The organism is Arthrobacter sp. D1-29 (assembly GCF_054130585.1).
Map to the genome: position 1 here is coordinate 3,230,876 of NZ_CP096383.1, position 17,918 is coordinate 3,248,793.

At 62.6% G+C, this 17,918-nt stretch carries 17 protein-coding genes; 6 read left to right on the top strand and 11 right to left on the bottom strand.

Annotated elements, in window-relative coordinates; genetic code table 11:
- Nucleotides 1-8: 8 nt before the first annotated feature.
- The 7 genes from M1E17_RS14605 to coaD all read right to left on the bottom strand — a co-directional run bounded on the left by M1E17_RS14605 (nucleotide 9) and on the right by coaD (nucleotide 5,728).
- On the bottom strand, nucleotides 9-1,097 hold the full coding sequence (locus M1E17_RS14605) for a hypothetical protein (protein ID WP_457962714.1): 1,089 nt from the start codon (nucleotides 1,095-1,097) through the stop codon (nucleotides 9-11).
- On the bottom strand, nucleotides 1,094-2,422 hold the full coding sequence (locus M1E17_RS14610) for an MFS transporter (protein WP_457962715.1): 1,329 nt from the start codon (nucleotides 2,420-2,422) through the stop codon (nucleotides 1,094-1,096). The genes M1E17_RS14605 and M1E17_RS14610 overlap by 4 nt, the downstream gene beginning before the upstream one ends.
- Before the next feature lie 159 nt (nucleotides 2,423-2,581).
- Entirely contained in the window at nucleotides 2,582-3,571 is a 990-nt protein-coding gene (gene mutM, locus M1E17_RS14615; RefSeq protein ID WP_457962716.1) for a bifunctional DNA-formamidopyrimidine glycosylase/DNA-(apurinic or apyrimidinic site) lyase, read from the bottom strand.
- Nucleotides 3,572-3,579: 8 nt separating this feature from the next.
- Nucleotides 3,580-4,317 carry a ribonuclease III gene (gene rnc, locus M1E17_RS14620; protein ID WP_457967769.1) on the bottom strand — a complete coding sequence of 246 codons (738 nt, stop codon included), beginning with the start codon at nucleotides 4,315-4,317 and terminating at the stop codon, nucleotides 3,580-3,582.
- Nucleotides 4,318-4,338: 21 nt separating this feature from the next.
- Nucleotides 4,339-4,542: a 50S ribosomal protein L32 gene (gene rpmF, locus M1E17_RS14625; RefSeq protein ID WP_003806041.1), complete on the bottom strand. Its 204-nt coding sequence runs from the start codon at nucleotides 4,540-4,542 to the stop codon at nucleotides 4,339-4,341.
- A 36-nt stretch (nucleotides 4,543-4,578) separates the two neighbouring features.
- On the bottom strand, nucleotides 4,579-5,103 hold the full coding sequence (locus M1E17_RS14630; RefSeq protein WP_457962717.1) for a YceD family protein: 525 nt from the start codon (nucleotides 5,101-5,103) through the stop codon (nucleotides 4,579-4,581).
- A 124-nt stretch (nucleotides 5,104-5,227) separates the two neighbouring features.
- Nucleotides 5,228-5,728 carry a pantetheine-phosphate adenylyltransferase gene (gene coaD, locus M1E17_RS14635; RefSeq protein WP_267275458.1) on the bottom strand — a complete coding sequence of 167 codons (501 nt, stop codon included), beginning with the start codon at nucleotides 5,726-5,728 and terminating at the stop codon, nucleotides 5,228-5,230.
- A 43-nt stretch (nucleotides 5,729-5,771) separates the two neighbouring features.
- Between coaD and M1E17_RS14640 the strand changes: the two genes are divergently transcribed.
- Both M1E17_RS14640 and M1E17_RS14645 read left to right on the top strand, forming a co-directional pair.
- A complete protein-coding gene (locus M1E17_RS14640) occupies nucleotides 5,772-7,001 on the top strand; it encodes an aminotransferase class I/II-fold pyridoxal phosphate-dependent enzyme (protein ID WP_457962718.1) in 1,230 nt (409 codons plus the stop codon).
- An 11-nt stretch (nucleotides 7,002-7,012) separates the two neighbouring features.
- Entirely contained in the window at nucleotides 7,013-7,795 is a 783-nt protein-coding gene (locus M1E17_RS14645; protein ID WP_457962719.1) for a spermidine synthase, read from the top strand.
- A gap of 29 nt (nucleotides 7,796-7,824) precedes the next feature.
- Here the strand turns inward: M1E17_RS14645 and rsmD are convergent, their stop codons facing one another.
- The 4 genes from rsmD to thiL all read right to left on the bottom strand — a co-directional run bounded on the left by rsmD (nucleotide 7,825) and on the right by thiL (nucleotide 12,890).
- Complete coding sequence (gene rsmD, locus M1E17_RS14650; RefSeq protein ID WP_457962720.1) at nucleotides 7,825-8,454, bottom strand: 16S rRNA (guanine(966)-N(2))-methyltransferase RsmD; 630 nt, start codon at nucleotides 8,452-8,454, stop codon at nucleotides 7,825-7,827.
- 75 nt (nucleotides 8,455-8,529) lie between these two features.
- Entirely contained in the window at nucleotides 8,530-10,809 is a 2,280-nt protein-coding gene (locus M1E17_RS14655; protein WP_457962721.1) for an ATP-dependent DNA helicase RecG, read from the bottom strand.
- A complete protein-coding gene (locus tag M1E17_RS14660) occupies nucleotides 10,799-11,839 on the bottom strand; it encodes a DAK2 domain-containing protein (RefSeq protein WP_457967770.1) in 1,041 nt (346 codons plus the stop codon). The genes M1E17_RS14655 and M1E17_RS14660 overlap by 11 nt, the downstream gene beginning before the upstream one ends.
- Before the next feature lie 22 nt (nucleotides 11,840-11,861).
- Entirely contained in the window at nucleotides 11,862-12,890 is a 1,029-nt protein-coding gene (gene thiL / locus M1E17_RS14665; RefSeq protein WP_457962722.1) for a thiamine-phosphate kinase, read from the bottom strand.
- Between the two features lie 61 nt (nucleotides 12,891-12,951).
- Here thiL and M1E17_RS14670 point away from each other — a divergent pair, with 61 nt between their 5' ends.
- From M1E17_RS14670 to M1E17_RS14685, 4 genes are all read left to right on the top strand, one after another.
- Nucleotides 12,952-13,515, top strand: coding sequence for a YdcF family protein (locus tag M1E17_RS14670; RefSeq protein WP_457962723.1), 564 nt, complete (start codon nucleotides 12,952-12,954; stop codon nucleotides 13,513-13,515).
- Between the two features lie 100 nt (nucleotides 13,516-13,615).
- Complete coding sequence (locus M1E17_RS14675; RefSeq protein ID WP_457962724.1) at nucleotides 13,616-13,891, top strand: hypothetical protein; 276 nt, start codon at nucleotides 13,616-13,618, stop codon at nucleotides 13,889-13,891.
- A 130-nt stretch (nucleotides 13,892-14,021) separates the two neighbouring features.
- A complete protein-coding gene (wecB, locus tag M1E17_RS14680) occupies nucleotides 14,022-15,164 on the top strand; it encodes a non-hydrolyzing UDP-N-acetylglucosamine 2-epimerase (protein ID WP_457962725.1) in 1,143 nt (380 codons plus the stop codon).
- A 74-nt stretch (nucleotides 15,165-15,238) separates the two neighbouring features.
- On the top strand, nucleotides 15,239-17,911 hold the full coding sequence (locus M1E17_RS14685) for a heparinase II/III domain-containing protein (protein ID WP_457962726.1): 2,673 nt from the start codon (nucleotides 15,239-15,241) through the stop codon (nucleotides 17,909-17,911).
- Nucleotides 17,912-17,918 lie beyond the last annotated feature (7 nt).

Consider the following 17,918-nt stretch of genomic DNA (forward strand, 5'->3'; position numbering starts at 1 on the left):
GATACGGCCTATTGGCGGACCACGGCCGGTGACCAAGCGTGTTCGATGAACACTGCTGGCTGCCCCCCTGGTTCGATGGCAAGGGACCAGATATCGCTGTCCTGGCCTGTGCCATCGCGCGGAACCCCGTAGGCAACAGTATTTTCATCGAGCCATTCCAGCTGGTCGTCGATGTCCCGTTGTTCTGCGAGGACCGTTTCCGCGCCCGTGGCAATGTCCAGAATGGCTATGTTGCGGTGGCCCATGAGGGTTCCGGTCTCGCTTTTTTTGTAAGCGATCCGCGTACCGTCCGGCGAGACAGAAGGACATTCGATGCCTGAGGCGGTGACCATCAGCGTCCTGTCCTTCAGGCTTCCCCGCACGAGCCAGATCTTGCCCTGTGAGGAGGCTGTGGCATAGAAGGCGTCAGGCTGAAGAGGGACAAAGGTGACGCCCCAAATGTTGCGGTCCGATGCCTTGATTTGCGTGCCACCGGAAATGAGTGCGAATTCTTCAAGGTTTCCATGGAGAGTGCCGTCGTCCATCCCATGGATCACGGTTTCGGTTGAAAACCCTGCCGAAGCGTAGGAATGCCCGGTGACGAAAACGGTGGAAGCGAGCAGGGAGCCATCCGGGCTGATCCTTGTCCTGCTGGGGATGCCGGGCAGTGCCCAGGAGTCCATGGAGTCCAACGAGGTGTCGTACGTGGTGGCTTCAAAGTTTGTGGGCACTTCGTTCCTGGTGCGCAGGCAGCTCACCAGGTCCCGGGTGGCGTACACCCTGTCGCAACTGTGTCCGCTGAGGGCCCGGCGGCCTGACGGGTCTGACAGCAGGACAGTTGCAGCCTGCCCGTAGCCCTGGCCCGCAGCCGTGTTGCGGAACATCACAAACGGCTCAGCCGGAAGGGCGTCGGCGGCGACCACTTCCACGGCCGGCGCCGCGTCCTGGCTGGTCCTCGCTTCCTGGAGCGCCGACACAGCGTAGACACCGGCACCTCCAAGTGCCAGCAGCACCACAGCCAGGAGAATCAGCCATTGCCGCCGCATGCCGGCAGGGGCGACGGCGGGCTCACCCGGTGGGGCCGCTGTTGCCTGAGGCGGCGCTGCACTGCGGCTCATGATGCTGGAGCCTGCCTGACCATCCCGCGCATCAGCACCGCAGCCGCGCCCAAGGCCGCCACCAGCAGGACGGCCACGCACACCACGGCGGTCACCGGTCCAACGGCAAACCACAGCACACCGAAACCTGCAGCTGCTGCCATTCGGCTCAATGCCACCACTGTTTGTGCCGCACCCAGGGCAGTGCCTACCTTTTCAGGCGGAGAAAGCTGGCTGACCAGTGCGGCCAGGACCCCGTCCGTCGCTGCGTAAAAGACACCAAGCAGAATCAGGCAGCCCACGGTGGCCCCCAGTCCGCCGAAAGGCACCGCCGCCAGCAGGTAGCAGGCCAGGAGGGCCAGATGGCCGGCCAGGAACACTGGTACGCGGCCCCAGCGGTCAGCCAGCCTGCCCAGCGGCACGGCAAACAGCAGGAAGGCTGCGTTGGTCCCCACATAGAGGAGCGGAAACCACTGCACCGCGAAAGACTCCCTGTCCTGCAGGATCAGGTAGATGAAGCCGTCCCCGATGGTCAGGATGCCCAGCAGTCCCGCAGTGACCAGGAGCCGGGCCAGCCCCTGCTCCTTCAGCCGTGACCACCGAAGCCCTGACCAGTGGAGCGCCGGCCAACGGAGTCCTGACCTGTGGAAAGAGTGCGGCGGGCGTCCGGCGCCGGCCTGGGCGCGTCGCCGGTCCCGCCGCTCCCGGCCTGGAACCATCAGCACCAGGATGGCAACGCCGATCACGGAAAAAGCCAGGGAAACGACAAAAACGGTGCTGAAGCCGTTGGGAATGGCCAAAAGCACCAGAAAAGCAATCAGGGGCCCGGCGGCCGCGCCGATGTTGTCCAGCATTCGATGGACGCCAAAGGACCGTGCCAGGTAGTCCGATTGTGCGGCTTCGGAGATCATGGCGTCACGTGGTGCCGTCCTGATGCCCTTGCCGATCCTGTCCCCTGTGACAATCCCGGCGATCGCCCAGAACCCGCCCGCGAAGAGGAACCCGATACGGGCAAGCATGGACAGTCCGTAGCCGGCCACGGCAACACGTTTGGGATGCCCTGTCCGGTCCGATACCCACCCCGCCCCGATCCGGACAATGGCGCTGGCTCCTTGGTTGATGCCATCGATAATGCCAAAGGCGATGGTGGACAGTCCCAGGAAACCGGTGATGTAGAGGGGCAGGATGGCTGAGACAGACTCGGAGGAAATGTCCGTCACCATGCTGACGATGCCCAGCCAGATGATTACCGGGGACAGCCGGAACATGGCGTTCGGCCCGGCGGGCGGCGCACTGTCCTGCCGGTCCTTCTGGCCGCCGGTGCGGTCCGACATCGAAATGTACAAGGGCTGCCTGGTTCCTGCTGATGGACTGGAAGTTCTAACGGCTGCAGCGTCTGCCCTCCGGCAGGGCGCCTGGCCGCGTTTATGGCCTCAGTCTGTCAGCGGATTCCACATTGGGAAACCGCAGAATCCGCAGACTTGCCCTGCTCCGGCGGGCGGTTCCTACCAGCGGCCGTTCCGCGGGCGCGGCTGGCACACGGGACATGTATAGGAGGAGCGGTTCATGAACTGTTCGCGGCGGATGGTCGACCTGATTCCCGAAGCCGCACAGCGGGGACAGGGCTGCCCTTCCCTGCCATAGGCATTCAGCGAACGTTCGAAGTATCCCGACGCGCCGTTGACGTTGACGTACAGCGAATCGAAGCTCGTCCCGCCGGCGGCCAGGGCGTCCAGCATGACCTCCCGGGCGCAGGCGAGAACTCTTTCGGCTTCGGCCCGCCGCAGGGTGTCAGTGGGCCGGGCATAATGCAGTTTTGCCCGCCACAGCGCTTCATCGGCGTAGATGTTCCCAATGCCTGACACCAGGCCCTGATCCAGCATGGCACGTTTGAGCCCGGTCTTCCGCTTCCTGAGCCTGCTGTAGAACAGGTCGAAGGAGAACGCCGGATCCAGCGGGTCCCGGGCGATATGGGCGGCTTCCTCCGCAATCAGCGGAAGAGGGGATTCCGCGAGGCCTCCGGGGCCGCCGTCATCCGTGGGAATCATGGACGTGACAAACAGGCCGCCAAAAATGCGCTGGTCCACGAACCGGAGCTGGTCCGGCATGCCATCCCGCGGGCTGAGGTGCAGCCTGACCTTAAGGTGCTTCTCGTCAGGAACCGTGCTGTCCTGCATCAGGAGCTGGCCGCTCATGCCCAGGTGTGCCATCAGGGCGACGGCGGGACGCGGGCCGGAAGGTGCGCTCTCCGCATGCGGGGAAGCCGCAGCGGCGGGAGCCGATTCAGGGTCGATGAGCGGCATCCACAGGAATTTCCCGCGGCGCACTACGTCCAGGACAGTGGCCCCCGCCAGATTGCCGGCAAAGTCTTCCGGGCCGAGGGCGTGCCGCCGGATGGACCGCTGGTCCACAACGTCCACTGCGGTGATGGTCCGGCCGCTGACCCAGTTCACGAGTCCGCGGCGGACAACTTCCACCTCCGGCAGTTCGGGCACTGCGGCGCCTAGACGCTGGCGGCGGAATCGGCGGAATCGGCGGAATCGCCTGAAACCACGGCACCGGGAGCCCCGGTAAGGGTCTGCCACGCGTCGGCGGCAGCCACCTGTTCGGCTTCCTTCTTGGAATGGCCGGATCCCCTGCCGTACGCCGTGCCCCCAATGGACAGCACTGCCGTGAAGATGCGGGCGTGGTCCGGCCCGGATCCCTCCACTCCATAGTGGATGCTGCCAAGCTGCCGGCTGGCTGCCAGCTCCTGGATGCTGGTCTTCCAGTCCGTCCCGGCGCCGAGGGCTCCGGCATCCTTCAGGAGCGGGCCGATCAGGCGCATCACCAGCTGGCGTGCGGTTTCGATGTCATTGGAGACATAGGTGGCGCCGATGAGCGCCTCCATGGTGTCTGCCAGGATCGAGGCCTTGTTCTTGCCTTCAGTGAGCTTTTCGCCCTGCCCGAGGTAGATGTAGTCGCCGATGCCGAGGCTGCGGCCAATGCCGGCCAGGGCGCGGGTGCTGACCACGGCGGAACGACGCTTTGCCAGGTCACCTTCGGGCAGCGTTGGATTATCCCGGTACAGGGCATCCGTGACGGAGAACCCCAGGATGGAGTCGCCCAGGAATTCGAGGCGCTCATTGGTGGGGATGCCGCCGTTTTCGTAGGCGTAGGAACGGTGTGTGAGCGCAAGACGAAGCGTCCCGGCGTCAATGGAGACACCGAGACGCTTCAGAAGCTCTTCAGTTGAAGACATCATGTCAGCCTGAATGGCCGATTAGACGTCCGCGACCTTGCGGCCCTTGTACTCAAGGAACAGCGCAGTGCCAGCCGAGTCGGTAACGACCTTTGCCTGGTGCGGCAGGCTGTAGGTAACCTGGCCGTTCTCAATGGTCTTCACCAGGTGGGGGGCAGTTGCCTTCCACTGGGAGCGGCGGGCGCGGGTATTCGAGCGAGACATTTTCCGCTTGGGAACAGCCACGGCTAACTCATTTCTCTCTAGACAAACACGTACAAATCAATTTTGCCGGTCAGGCTTAGCCATATCAGCTAGGGCAGCCCAGCGAGGATCCAAGACCTCGTGGTGGTGCCCCGGCTCGTCTTCCAGGCGAACTCCACATTCGGAGCAAAGGCCCTGGCAGTCTTCCCGGCACACCGGCTGGAACGGCAGCATGGTTATGACTGCGTCCCGCAACACCGGTTCAAGATCGATTACATCGTGCTCGACTCGACGTTGCTCTTCATCATCTTCTTCATCCGAAAGCAGGACGCCTTCATAGAAGAAAAGTTCTTGCACATTGACCTCAAGGTCATACGCAAGGGGATCCAGGCATCGTCCGCATTCGCCGGTTACATGGGCAATCACGGTTCCTGATACCAGAATTCCTTCGTGTACGGCCTCAAGCCGCAGATCCAGCCCGATGTCCGAGCCTTCCTGCACGCCAATGAGTGCCACACCAAGGTCACTTGGTGCGGGTACATGTTCCGTCAGTGTCCGCATACTTCCCGGGCTACGCCCAAGGTCCTTGACGTCGAACGCCAAGGGCGAACTAGCATCTCGTTTAATGAGAACTCCTGTTGAACATATGACCGACGTATTATCTTAGCCTGAAGAACCGCGAGGACTCAAACCAGGCCGGCGATACGCGCCGAAGTACCGGACAAGCCTACCCTCTCGCCCGCTGATCGGGCGCCGACTCGCCACCCAGCAGCCTCTTTTGTACGGAGCGGGGCACGTAATCGGACACGCTGCCGCCCAGGCCCGCCACTTCCTTGATCAGCGTTGATGACAGATGCAGGTAGTGGGATTCGGCCGGCAGGAAGACAGTTTCCACTCCGCTGAGCTGGCGGTTCATGGTGGCCATGGGAAGTTCATAATCGAAATCCGAAGATGACCGCAGTCCCTTTACGATGGCGGAAACACCCCGCTGCCGGCAGTATTCCGCCAGGAGCCCCTCCCCTACGGGCTCCACCACGATGCCCTTCAGCGACGCCAGCGTTTCGCGTGCCATGTCGATCCGGTCCTCCAGGCTGAACCTGTATTTCTTCGCAATATTGGTGGACACGGCAACGATGACTTCATCGAAAAGGCCTGCGGCACGCGCAATAACCTCGAGATGGCCGTTGTGGATGGGGTCAAAGGATCCGGGGCAGACAGCACGTCTCATGCTCCGAACCTACCGTATCCGGAGGCCGGGATACCATGACTGGATGCACGCACCAAGGGAAGTGTTCACCGCGACAGCCATGGCCCCCTGGCGGCGTGCTGCCGTGGGCGCCAACCTGCTGGGGCCGGACGGCGGGCTGGGCGTCACCATCTTTGAAGAGATGACCACGCTGGCCGTGCAGACGGGAGCCATCAACCTGGGCCAGGGCTTTCCGGACGAGGACGGCCCTGCGGAAATCAAGGCGGCGGTGCAGGCTGCCGTGGCCGCCGGCGCCAACCAGTACGCGCCCGGCAAGGGCCTGCTGGAACTCCGGGAGGCTGTGTCCGCGCATCAGCAGCGTTTCTACGGGCTGTCCCCGGACCCGCAGTCCGAGGTCATCATCACCACCGGCGCCACCGAAGGCATTGCGGCGTCCCTGCTGGCCTTTGCCGGGCCCGGCGACGAAGTACTGACCTTCGAACCCTTTTACGATTCGTACGGTGCCGTCATCGGGCTAACGGGCGCCACCCATGTCACCGCGCCGTTGCTGGCTCCGGAGTTCTTTCCCGACATGGACGCCCTTGAGGCGGCCTTCAGTGACCGCACCAAGGTGGTTTTGCTGAACAATCCACATAACCCCACCGGCGCGGTGTTCCCGCGCGAGGTCCTGCAGCGGGTGGTCGACCTTGCCCGGAAGCATGACTGCCTCATCGTCACCGATGAAGTGTATGAGCATCTCACTTTCGGCGTCAGCCATATACCGGTGGCAGGCCTGCCCGGCGCTGCGGACCGGACGGTGACCATTTCCTCGGCAGGGAAAACCTTCTCCTTCACCGGATGGAAGATCGGCTGGCTCAGCGGCCCTGAAGAGCTCGTCTCGGCGATCCGCACCGTAAAGCAATTCCTCACCTACAGCTCCGGGACGCCCTTCCAGGCAGCCATCGCCACCGGCCTGAACCTGCCTGACGAGTTCTATCACGGCATCTGGACCACACTCCGGCACAAGCGCGACATCCTCAGCGAAGGCCTGCGCGCCGCCGGTTTTGACGTATTTACACCGCAAGGGACGTACTTCGTCAACGTGGACACAGCACCCCTGGGCATCCATGACTCCGTTGACCTGGCCCGCAGGCTGCCGTCGCTGGTGGGGGTGGCCGCCATCCCGGTGCCCGTGTTCTGCCACCCGCAAGGCGCTGAACGCACCCGCAGCCTGCTCAGGTTCGCCTTCTGCAAAAAAGTGGAGGTGCTGGAGGAGGCAGCCGCCCGGCTGTCTACCCTGAGCGGAAAACTGTGATGGCGGGCATCTTGGGACAGTCCAGACGGTCCACACGGTTCCTGCGGACCACGGGCCAGCACGCCACTATTGAGCCTGATGCCCTGGTGGAGGGTGCGTACATCCTCAGCATCGGAGGCGCAGAGCAGTCCCACGTGAACGTTGCCCGTCCCGAAGAAATTTTTTACGAGTACCTGCGCCGGATCGGCCATCTGGTGGACTTGGCAGCTCCGGAGGGGCAGCCAATCACCGCCCTGCACCTCGGGGCGGGCGCATTGACCCTGGCCCGCTACATCCAGGCCACCCGGCCCGGATCGCTCCAGTATGCGGTGGAGCTTGAGCGGGAACTGCTGGATTTTGTCCTGCAGCAGCTCCCCCTGCCGGAGGGAACGGTCCTGCACACCATCATCGGAGACGCCCGCGATGCCTTGACGGAACTGGAGCCGGGACTGCTCTTCGACGTCGTCATCCTGGATATCTTCTCTGGGCCGGAGGCGCCGGAACATATCGCCTGCATGGAATTTTACCTGGAGGCCCGTGCGCGGCTTGCTCCGCACGGACTGCTCATCGTGAACGTAGGCGACGAACCGGGGCTCACCCTGGTGCGGAGCCAGGTGGCCGCACTGCGCCTCGCCATGGCCGATGTTGCGGCCTTCGCCGAAGCCGGCATGTTTGCCGGCCGCCATCCCGGCAGCATCATCCTTGCCGGAACCCAGGAATCCTGGCCCGGCGCTTGGACCTCCGAACTGGCAGCCCGTGGCCCGCACCCGGGACGGGTCCTTGCCGGGGTGGACCTGGACGTTTTAGCCGGTTGAGTTGCCGTGCGCTTCCGGGCGCCCCTGCTTCAACCTTCCCCGTCTGCTGACCTCAGCTCGTCAAAGGGCTCGTCCAGCTCAATAACGTCAGGCACGGAGGGCTCGGCATACCAAAGCCTGGTCTCCCCGTACTTCTTCTCGGCAAAGCGTTCCATGCCGTCCGGCCAGCCTGGTTCCGGCGAACGGGAGGACCGCTCCACCACCACCACGGCGGACGGCGCCAGGTGGACGGAGAGCTTGTCAAGGACTCCTGAGAGGGCAGCTTCGTCCAGCGGGTAGGGGGGATCCAGGAACACGAGGTCCCAATGCATGTCAGGTGTGGCGCGTTCGAGGAAGGACTCAACCCGGGACCGGTGTACCGTCACAGCCTTCCGCCCGAGCACACCGTTGATCAGGTCAGCATTGCGCTGGCAGACGGAACTGGCCTTGGCATCGAACTCCACCAGGTCAACCGCGGCGGCACCCCTGCTGCCGCTTTCCACGCCGAGTGACCCGGACCCCGCGTAAAGGTCCAGGACGCGGGAACCGGCAATGATTCCGAAAGCGTCAAGCCGGGAAAACAGCGCCTCCTTCACACGGTCCGTGGTGGGACGTGTGAGCGAACCTGGAACATTCACCAGCGGTGTTCCGCCGGCCGCGCCTGCGATGATCCGGCTCACGGCTGTGCCCCTGCAGTCCGGTCACACTGGCTGGCTGTTCCTGATGTCCCAGCTGTTCCCTGCGGTGCTGCCGCGCTAACCACGTTCAAGGAACGCCTCCTTCTCGGGGTTCAAATACTCGTCGATGGCCTGGGCCAGCCGCAGGTGAAGTGACAGTGCCGGATCGTAGCGCACAATCTCCTGGGCGTCCTCCCTGGCGCGGGCAATGATGTCCTCATGTTCGAGCACCCGGAGCAGTTTCAGCGTGGAACGGCCACCTGACTGCGACGCGCCGAGGATGTCGCCCTCGCGCCGGAGTTTCAGGTCTTCCTGCGAGAGCTCGAACCCGTCGGTGGTGGCCGCTACGGCGTCCAGCCTGCGCCGGCTCGGGTGGCCGGGTTCAAGTGTTGTGACCAGGAGGCACGTTCCAGGCAGGCCGCCGCGGCCAACCCGGCCACGCAGCTGGTGCAGCTGGGAGATGCCAAAGCGGTCGGCGTCGAGAATGACCATCAAGGTGGCGTTGTGGACGTCAACTCCCACTTCGATCACTGTGGTGGACACCAGCAGTTTGGTCCGATCCGCCGCGAAATCGGCCATGGCAGCCGATTTGACCGCCGGGTCCTGCCGGCCGTGAAGCGCTGCCACCGGCACCCCTGCAAGGGACGGTTCCTGGAGGAGATGCTCGACGACGGACGTCACCGACGCGAGTTCACGCCCGGCTCCGTCGCCGGCCAGGTCAGCGGCGGAAGGTTCGGCCTCCCCCGGGCTGAAGTCGCCGTCGTCGTCCGTTCCGATCTTGGGGCACACCACATAAACCTGGTGCCCGGCGTCTATCTCTTCACGGGAGCGGGACCAGATACGGCCCGCCCAGCCGGGATTTTCGGCGAGCCCCACCACATGGGTGGAAATGGGCGCCCGGCCGGCCGGAAGCTCATCCAGCACCGACGTTTCGAGGTCGCCGAAGACCGTCATGGCCACCGTCCGCGGAATAGGGGTGGCTGTCATGACCAGAAGGTGCGGCGGTTTGCTGGCCTTGGACCGCAGGACGTCGCGCTGCTCCACGCCGAAACGGTGCTGCTCGTCCACCACAATCAGGCCCAGGTCATAGAAGGAGACGTTGTCGCTGAGCAGCGCGTGGGTTCCGATCACAATCCCGGCCGTGCCCGAGGCGGCGTCCAGCAAGGCCTGCTTGCGGGGTGCGGTGGGGAGGGACCCGGTGAGCAGTGTGACCTGCACGGCCTCACCGGCTGAACCTGTACCGGAGCCACCCAGCAGACCGTCCCGGGACAGGGGGCCCAGGATGCGGCGGATCGATTCGAAGTGCTGGGCCGCGAGCACCTCAGTGGGTGCAAGCAGGGCTGTTTGCCCGCCGGCATCCACCACCTGCAGCATGCCCCGGAGCGCCACGATGGTTTTTCCCGAACCCACTTCGCCCTGCAGCAGGCGGTTCATGGGATGGTCCTGCGCCAGTTCAGCTGAGAGGGTTTTTCCCACGGCTGCCTGCCCTGCTGTCAGGGTAAAGGGCAGCTGGGCATCGAACGCCGTGAGCAACCCGTTGGGAACGGGACGCCTCGCTGTGGCTTCCTCGGCTGCCCATTGCGCGCGCCGCCGGGCCAGGGCAGACTGCAGGACCAGGGCTTCCTGGTACCGGAAGCGGTCCCGGGCCCGCTGCCAGTCGTTGTCCGTCTCTGGTGCGTGGATGAGCCGATAGGCCTCGGCCACCGGCAGGAATTTCTCCCGGGCCGAAACAGCGGAGGGGATGGGATCAGGGAGGGTGCCCAGGTCCACTGTTTCGAGCAGGGTGGAAATGACCTTTTGGATGGACCAGCTGGTTAGCTTTGCCGTGGCCGGGTAGATCGGGATGGGCATGGCCGCCAGTTGCTCCGGATTCTTTCCCTGAGTGAAAGGGTCCTCGTCCAGGAGGAGGAAATCGGGGTTGGTCAGCCCCAGGGAGCCCCCAAACCGGGTGACCTTGCCGGAGAACAAGGCCCGGCGTCCCTGCAGGAGCTCAGCCTTGGCACGGTATCCGTTGAAGAAGCTGACCTTAAGGGTTCCGGGGACTTTGCCGCGGTAGTCACTGCCTCCCACCAGCCGGAGGCCTCCCTTACCGTCGTCGTCGGAAATAACGACGTCGGTAATTGTTCCCCGCCGTGCCCGCATGGAGCGGGTGGTGTTGGAGAGCACGCGGGCGATCAGCGTGACCTCCTCGTCCAGCGGAACCTCGTTGATGGGTGTCAGTTCACCCCGGCTCAGGTAGCGGCGCGGGAAGTAGTTCAGGAGCTCGCCCACAGTGGTCAGGCCAAGATGCTTCTCTATGACGGCAGCGGACCGCTTCCCGATCCGGCGTTCAAGGCCCAGGTCAAGTTCAGCGCTCATGCCCATTGATGTCCACCGGGTCTGCTTGGGAGTCGCGGGGCAGGGCGAGTTCGCTGACCGTGATGTGGCTGGGGTCCCCGAGGGAGCGGATGAGCCGGACCGCAGGGTCGGGGTCCGGAACGTGGACATGGACCCGCCAGCGGTAGTTGCCCTCGGCATCAGCGGCAGTGCCAACCTGGCTCATGATGACGGACTCGCCGATCTCGTCCAGGCGCTGCCGGAGTGTGGCCGCATTGAGGGGCGAGAGGCTGATGGTGCACATGACTTCCACGCCGTCGTCGTCCGGCATGTCATTGTGGATGTGCGGATCCTGGACGTCGTAGCCGTGCAGGCCGTCCAGGAGTTCGCTTTGCAGCTCCTCCCCCAGCACAGCCGACCGGAGGCAGTCCAGGATCAGGAGCATGCCCACCCCGCCGGCGTCCACAACGTGCGCGGCCTGCAGGGCGTCCAGCTGCCCTTCAGTGCGGATTACCGCGGCCAGGGCCCCTTCAACCGCGGCATCGAGCGCCAGGCCAAGGGCGTGGTTGCTGTCGTCGCCGTTCTGACCGGCATCGACGGAGGCTGCGGCGCGGGCCGCCGCCTCCATCACGGAGAGCATGGTGCCGGGAACGGGATCGCTGAGGGCGGACCAGGCGCGGATCTGTGCGCGGTTCAGGGCTGCGGCGAGCAGGGTGGACGTGAGCCGGGTATGGCCTGCCAACGGCTCAGCCGCGGCGCACAGGAAAACCGAGAACAGCGTGCCGGAGTTTCCCCGGGCCTGCTCCATGGCAGCCTGCCCGGCCGCTGCAAGGACAGCCCCGACGTCGGCCTGCCCGGCGGCAGCTTGCCCGGCACTGGCGTGCCCGGCGGCGGATTGTCCGGCACTGGCGTGCCCAGCGCCAGACGCATGGACGGCCTGGGCTGCTGCCCGAACGGTGAGGTAGAGATTGGTACCGGTATCGCCGTCGGCAACAGGGAAAATATTGATGGCATTCAGGCGGTCGCTGTGGTTGCCGATGGCTGTTTCGGACTTTCCCAACCACCGCTTCATCGCTTGGGCGTTGGCTGCAACCTTAGTCTGCAAAGTGATCCCATCCCCCGGTGTCAGCGGTGTGGCCTGAAATTTTGACGCCCGGGCTTTCGTTCATCCCCAAGGCTTGTACTGAGCCTATCGCAGTGAATACGGGAGGCAGCTGTATGTCCGGCGGAAATGTGGCCAGGAGTCCGTGGTCCTCTCCGCCACCCAGGACCCAGGCCAGCGGGTCCGTGCCCAGAAGGTCCGACGCCGGCACCAGGCACTCCGCCAGCCGCTTCAGCTCCTGCGGATCCAGGTCCAGGACAACGCCGCTGGCGCTGGCCAGGCGTGCGCCATCTCGGACGAGCCCGTCCGAAACGTCCAGCATGGCGGTGGCGCCGGCCAGCCGGGCCGTCGGTCCGGCCGACAACGGCGGCAGGGGCCTGCACTGGACATCCAGGAGTACCCGCTGTTCCGGGCTGATGGTGCTGACGTCCCGGCCGGATTCCAGCAGCGCCAATCCAGCGGCTGCCCGGCCAGCTGTGCCGGCAAATGCCAGGACATCTCCCGGGCGTGCACCGGAACGCAGCACCGCGTCTCCACCTGCGAGTGTGCCAAGGACGGCGACGGAGACGGAGATTTCCCGGCCGCGGCCCAGGTCGCCGCCGGCCACGGAGCAGTCCACCGCACCCAGCTCGCGGATTCCCGCCGTCAGGCCGTCTGCCAGGTCCTCCACCCAGCCGACCGGGGTTTCCGGAGGCAGGGTCAGGCTGACCACCATGGACGTGGCAGTGGCTCCCATGGCGTTGATGTCGCTGAGGTTCTGCGCCGCAGCCTTCCAGCCGACGTCGTAGCCTGTTGTGCGGTACCCGTTGGGCCAGAGCAGCCGGAAATCCTGGTCCTGTACCTGCGTGTCTATGCTGATGACCGTCCTGCCGTCCGGAGAAGCGATGATGGCGGCGTCATCACCTGGTCCCAAAAGCATCATGGCTTTGGAATGGCCGCCCTCGACTTTTAGACGTGGGAAGATCCGGGCAAGGAGTTCGGACTCGGAGAGCGCGGCGACTGTCAAATGTTCTGCGGGCACAGCCCTACGCTATCTGCTCGAGCCGACAACCAGGCACCGCACGGGCACCTAGACTTGCAGAGTGAATCAGAAGGGGACCATGGCTGCGAAGATCGCTACCTTCACCCTTCTCGTAGTCTTCGGTCTGTGGTTCACCGCATGTCTGCTGCTGTTCTGCCTCAACTCGCCGGCTTCGCCGACATCTCCCGTGGATGCTGTGATCGTTCTGGGCGGCAGCAGCGAAGAACGGTTGCCTGTTGCCCAGCGTTTTGCGGACGAAGGGGCCGCAGTACTGGTGGTGTCCTGGACGGACACGCCGGGAAACGCAACCGCGGACGCGCTCTGCCGTGGAGCTTCCCGCCCCAGTCCGTCGTTGATCTGTTTCCGGCCTACGGGCCTGGATACGCGTAGCGAGGCAGAGGTTATCGGTGATTTAGTCAAGACCAACGGCTGGACCTCCATAGCCGTGGTCACGTCCTCCTATCATGTGCCCAGGTCAGAAACCCTGATCCAGCAGTGCACGGACGCCACAGTGAACATGGTGGCGTCCAAACCCGACCTCGATTCAGTGGAGTGGCTGCGGCGGTTTGTCATCGAGACGGGCGGCCTGATTGACGTGAATCTGCACCCGGAATGTGGCTCATAGTGGGCTGGATGTAACATTTGACGCTGTTGATTGAGTCTTCAGCAGTTAGGTTGGGGCATCGGCAGCAGCCGAAGCGCCATCACGTGACGAGGAGCAAACTATGGAGGAATCAGAGGACACTCCGCAGCTGATCGCCGCTCCGCGCCACCTGAGACGACGGGTCTTTCACCCCGAAATACCTGACAACCTCCTGGTCAGCGGTCTGGATCCACTGCCGCAACAAGCACCACGCGCCCTCCAACCCGAGCGACAGGGCGGAGTCGCGTCGGCTCGAGTCCGGGCATTCGGACGCAAACGGGCCGTCGCATTGTTAGTAGTGATATTTGTCACGATCAGCATTCCTGTGCTGGTTCTTGCTTTGATTTTTGCGGGCTAAAGGAAAACAAGCGGAATATTGCCGGGTGATTTCACTGGCCACCTTGGTAATGCAGGAGCTCCGATTCAGCGATCTATCGGCTGTCCCGTAGCATTATCGCCGAGTCGTCCACAATTTTGGGGGAATACCTATGCCCAGCATCATGCCTATCTTTGGCACACGACCGGAGGCCATCAAGATGGCTCCTATCGTCGCCGCGCTCCACGAGTCAGAGCTCTTTGACTGCGTTGTGACCGTCACCGGCCAGCACCGCGAAATGCTGGACCAGGTCAACGAACTCTTCGGTATTGTGCCGGATCATGACCTCAACATCCTTCAGCAGCGTCAAACACTCTCGGCGATCATGACGCGGACCATCGACGGCTTGGACAAGCTGTTCAGCAATAAGAAGCCTGACGCCGTCATTGTGCAAGGCGATACGACGACGTCGACAGCGGGTGCCATCGCGGCCTTCTATCACGGTATCCCGGTTGTGCACGTCGAAGCAGGGCTTCGCAGTGGCGATCTTTTCTCTCCATTCCCGGAGGAGGCCAACCGCAAGATAACGAGCCAAATTGCAAGCCTGCATCTTGCTCCTACAAGTGTCAGCCGTGCAAACCTCCTCGCCGAGGGCATCAACGCCAGCGACATAGTAGTCACCGGCAATTCGGTCATTGATGCACTCCTCACGACCGTCGGCAAGCAGATTCCCTTTACGGACCCTCAGCTCGAAGAACTCGCCGCCAGCGGCCGCAAGATTCTACTTGTGACCACTCACCGGCGTGAGAATCAAGGGGATGCGATGCGTGGGGTGGGCCGGGCCCTGGCACGAATTGCGGACGCCGAACCTGACATGATGATCGTTTTGCCGGCGCACAAGAATCCCGTTGTCCGTGAAGCCGTGCTGCCCGCGCTAGAAGGCAAGCCGAATGTTATTGTCACCGAGCCTCTGGCTTATGGAGAATTTACCCGTATGCTCTCTCTGGCACACATCGTCCTTACAGATTCGGGCGGAGTGCAGGAAGAGGCACCGAGCCTGGGCAAGCCTGTTCTTGTGATGCGCGATAACACTGAACGTCCAGAGGCGGTCGACGCCGGAACGGTGACTCTGATCGGAACCGACGAAGAGCGTATCTTTAAGGAGGTTGACCGGCTCCTGCATGACCAGGCGCACTTCGATTCCATGGCGAACGCTGTCAATCCCTATGGGGACGGCAAGGCCTCCGAACGCACCATAGCGGCGGTGGCGCACCTGCTGAAGGTCGGAGACAGAATCGCCGAATTCGGGCTGTGACCCACGAGAAGTCGCGCGCAGCTGATGCCGGGCTTTACGCCTACGGACCACGGTAGAGTCTGGAGAACTTTTTGGTGCCGATTGATTTTGACCTCATGCGGGAGGCTGTAGCACGCCAGCTCCCCGTCGCAGCAGATGAAACTGCCCGATCGCGCGCGGAAACGTTCCTTATAGACGGAAAAATCGTCAGCCCCAGATTTGGGAACCTAGCCTTCAATGGCGGCGAGATCTGGGCAGATACAACCCAACGTTCACAGGCGCGATTTGTTCACGGCTTCCTATTCTTTTCTGACTGGCACGGGACTGTACTCAATGACCCGCACTCGTCGCCGGAGTACGCCGCTTTCGCGATAGGGGTGGCCCGCAACTGGGCTGCAAACTACGCAGACGGCACACGGATCCCCGAAGTCTCGCACCATGACGAGACCACCGCCCAGCGACTTATCCAGCTGACGGCGCTGCTCGTGCGGCTGAAAGACGTCGTATCCTCCGACGATTACAATTGGCTGGCTGGCTTGGCACTGGACACAGCTCGGCTGTTGGCGACAAACGAATTTCATGCCACGGGCAACAACCACGGAATGTTCCAGGACATCTCCCTTGTCTATTTTTCGGTTATGTGTGACTTCGTCTCGCCGCACGAGCGCGAAGGGTTCTTTGAGACAGCCACGGCACGGCTGTATTCATACTTTTCGACATCGTTCACTTCCGACGGTGTTCATATCGAAAATACTCCGACATATCACCTCATGGTGTCCAAGTACGTCCACGGGGTATTGGAAATCCTGTCTCAGACAGGGCACGGCCATGCTGATTATTACAGGTCGCTGCTTCGGAATGCAGCCATGTATGCAACACATGCCGTCATGCCGAATGGAATGTACCCACCCATTAGCGACACGACCCAACAATTGGAAACTCGCGCCGCCCGCCAAAACATCTTTGGCAGTGCGGAATTTGCTTATGCTGCGTCCGCTGGACGCATGGGCTCAAAGCCCTTACAGAGAACATTGGTTTTGCCCGAATCGGGATATGCAATCTATCGAAGCGAATGGGGAAATCCCAAAGCAACCTTCGCCTTCTTCAGCGCGGCCTACAACGCGAACTACCACAAACATTCCGATGACCTGAGTCTGTTTTTGCGCAGCGGTGGCATCGATTTGCTGTCTGAGGCCGGCCCCTATGGATACGACTATAATGATCCACTGACGAAGTACGGCTATTCGTCCTATGCGCACAACTGCATCGTTGTCGACGGCATCTCCCTGCCGCGTACCGACGGATCGGCTCATTTGACCACCCTCGAGGCGCATGAGGTGCGCGAGGACGGCTACAGCGTGACTGGCCGCACTCAGCGCTGGAAGGATACATCTCACTCCAGAACCGTAAGCATTCAGGAGAGAGCAGGAATTCCCTACATTGATGTTTCGGACACCGTCGAAAGCCAGGAAGAACACACCTACGAATTGCTGTGGAACCTCGGCACGGATGTTGAAGCCGTTGTCCACGGGCAGGGCTTCGAGCTGTTCCATGGTGGCCGGAAGGTCATGGATTTGCACTTTGATGCGAATGTCGCCACCAAAGTCTCACTCCACAAAGGAGAGGAACGGCCTAAGCCCCTCGGCTGGCGCTTTCCTCGCTTCGGCGAAGCAATGCCTGCTCCGGTCGTAAAAATCTCATTTCAAGGAAGCCACGCTCAGCTTCGCACGCGCATCCGATTGGCAGAGTTCAACTATCTCGACCGCGGACTGAACGATAAATCGAATGGCTGGCTTCGCAGCAGTGGAAGCGTCAGTTTGAACTACCTCCAGGTACCGGCCAGCTCAGCGATGGGACAAAGCAAGCTTGCCGTCGTTTTTACTGCCATCCACCAGCCGGGCGACTTCACGTTCAACTACAAGAAGTCCGTTGATACAACCGGTGTTCATGCCCTGTATATCCTTGATGACTTCGGGGACCAGGGATCCTACTACTTGAGCGACCATGGCGACCTGTCCATTTTTGACGCTACACAAGCGCTCATTGCACGCGAGTTGGACCGCCTCGGCCTCACTGCCAGCGACCTCATTACGGCAGGTTCCTCGAAAGGCGGGACCGCAGCCATACTCCACGGCATCGCCGCCGGGGCCGGACACATTATCGTCGGAGCACCACAGGTCAAAATCGGTTCATTCCTGCAGGTCCCGCACCCCAACATGCTCGAATTCATGATGGGCGACACCAGCGACAGATCGGTGAACGTCCTCGATGCGGTCGTTTTCGAAGCCATCGACGATATGCTCGACAGCACCCGGCTATCGATATTGGTGGGCGAGGCAGACCACCACTACAAGAACCACGTCCTCCCGTTGAAATCCCACGCTGAGAACTGCCAAAAACAACTCGACCTCACAGTTCTGCCTGGGCTTCCCCACGCCGAGATCGGAGCTGTATATCGACAATTCCTCACCTCGAAGATTGAGCAAGAGATCTCTGAATCAGGCGAAGAGACAGTCCCGTTCACATTCCAAAAATCAGGCGGAGATCCGGCGGCAATAAGTCTTGACGTCTTTATGCCGGCCGGCTGGCAACTTGCATCGCGTCTGTACTGTGGCACGGAGTCCGTCGCCAGAAAGCCGTATAGCTCGGACAGCACCGCCCTATGGAGGGAGATGCCCGCAGGACGCTACCGGGCAAGGGTATTCGTGAGAAACCCCGAGGACGATGATGTCCGAGCTTTCACCACGCCCTGGGTGACGCTTCCGTGATCACGCC

Coding starts and splice junctions, on each gene's coding strand:
- M1E17_RS14605 (WP_457962714.1), bottom strand. CDS start 1,097: ATGAGCCGCAGTGCAGCGCCGCCTCAGGCAACAGCGGCCCCACCGGGT.
- rnc (WP_457967769.1), bottom strand. CDS start 4,317: ATGTCTTCAACTGAAGAGCTTCTGAAGCGTCTCGGTGTCTCCATTGAC.
- coaD (WP_267275458.1), bottom strand. CDS start 5,728: ATGAGACGTGCTGTCTGCCCCGGATCCTTTGACCCCATCCACAACGGC.
- M1E17_RS14640 (WP_457962718.1), top strand. CDS start 5,772: ATGCACGCACCAAGGGAAGTGTTCACCGCGACAGCCATGGCCCCCTGG.
- M1E17_RS14655 (WP_457962721.1), bottom strand. CDS start 10,809: ATGAGCGCTGAACTTGACCTGGGCCTTGAACGCCGGATCGGGAAGCGG.
- M1E17_RS14660 (WP_457967770.1), bottom strand. CDS start 11,839: ATGAAGCGGTGGTTGGGAAAGTCCGAAACAGCCATCGGCAACCACAGC.
- M1E17_RS14675 (WP_457962724.1), top strand. CDS start 13,616: ATGGAGGAATCAGAGGACACTCCGCAGCTGATCGCCGCTCCGCGCCAC.
- wecB (WP_457962725.1), top strand. CDS start 14,022: ATGCCCAGCATCATGCCTATCTTTGGCACACGACCGGAGGCCATCAAG.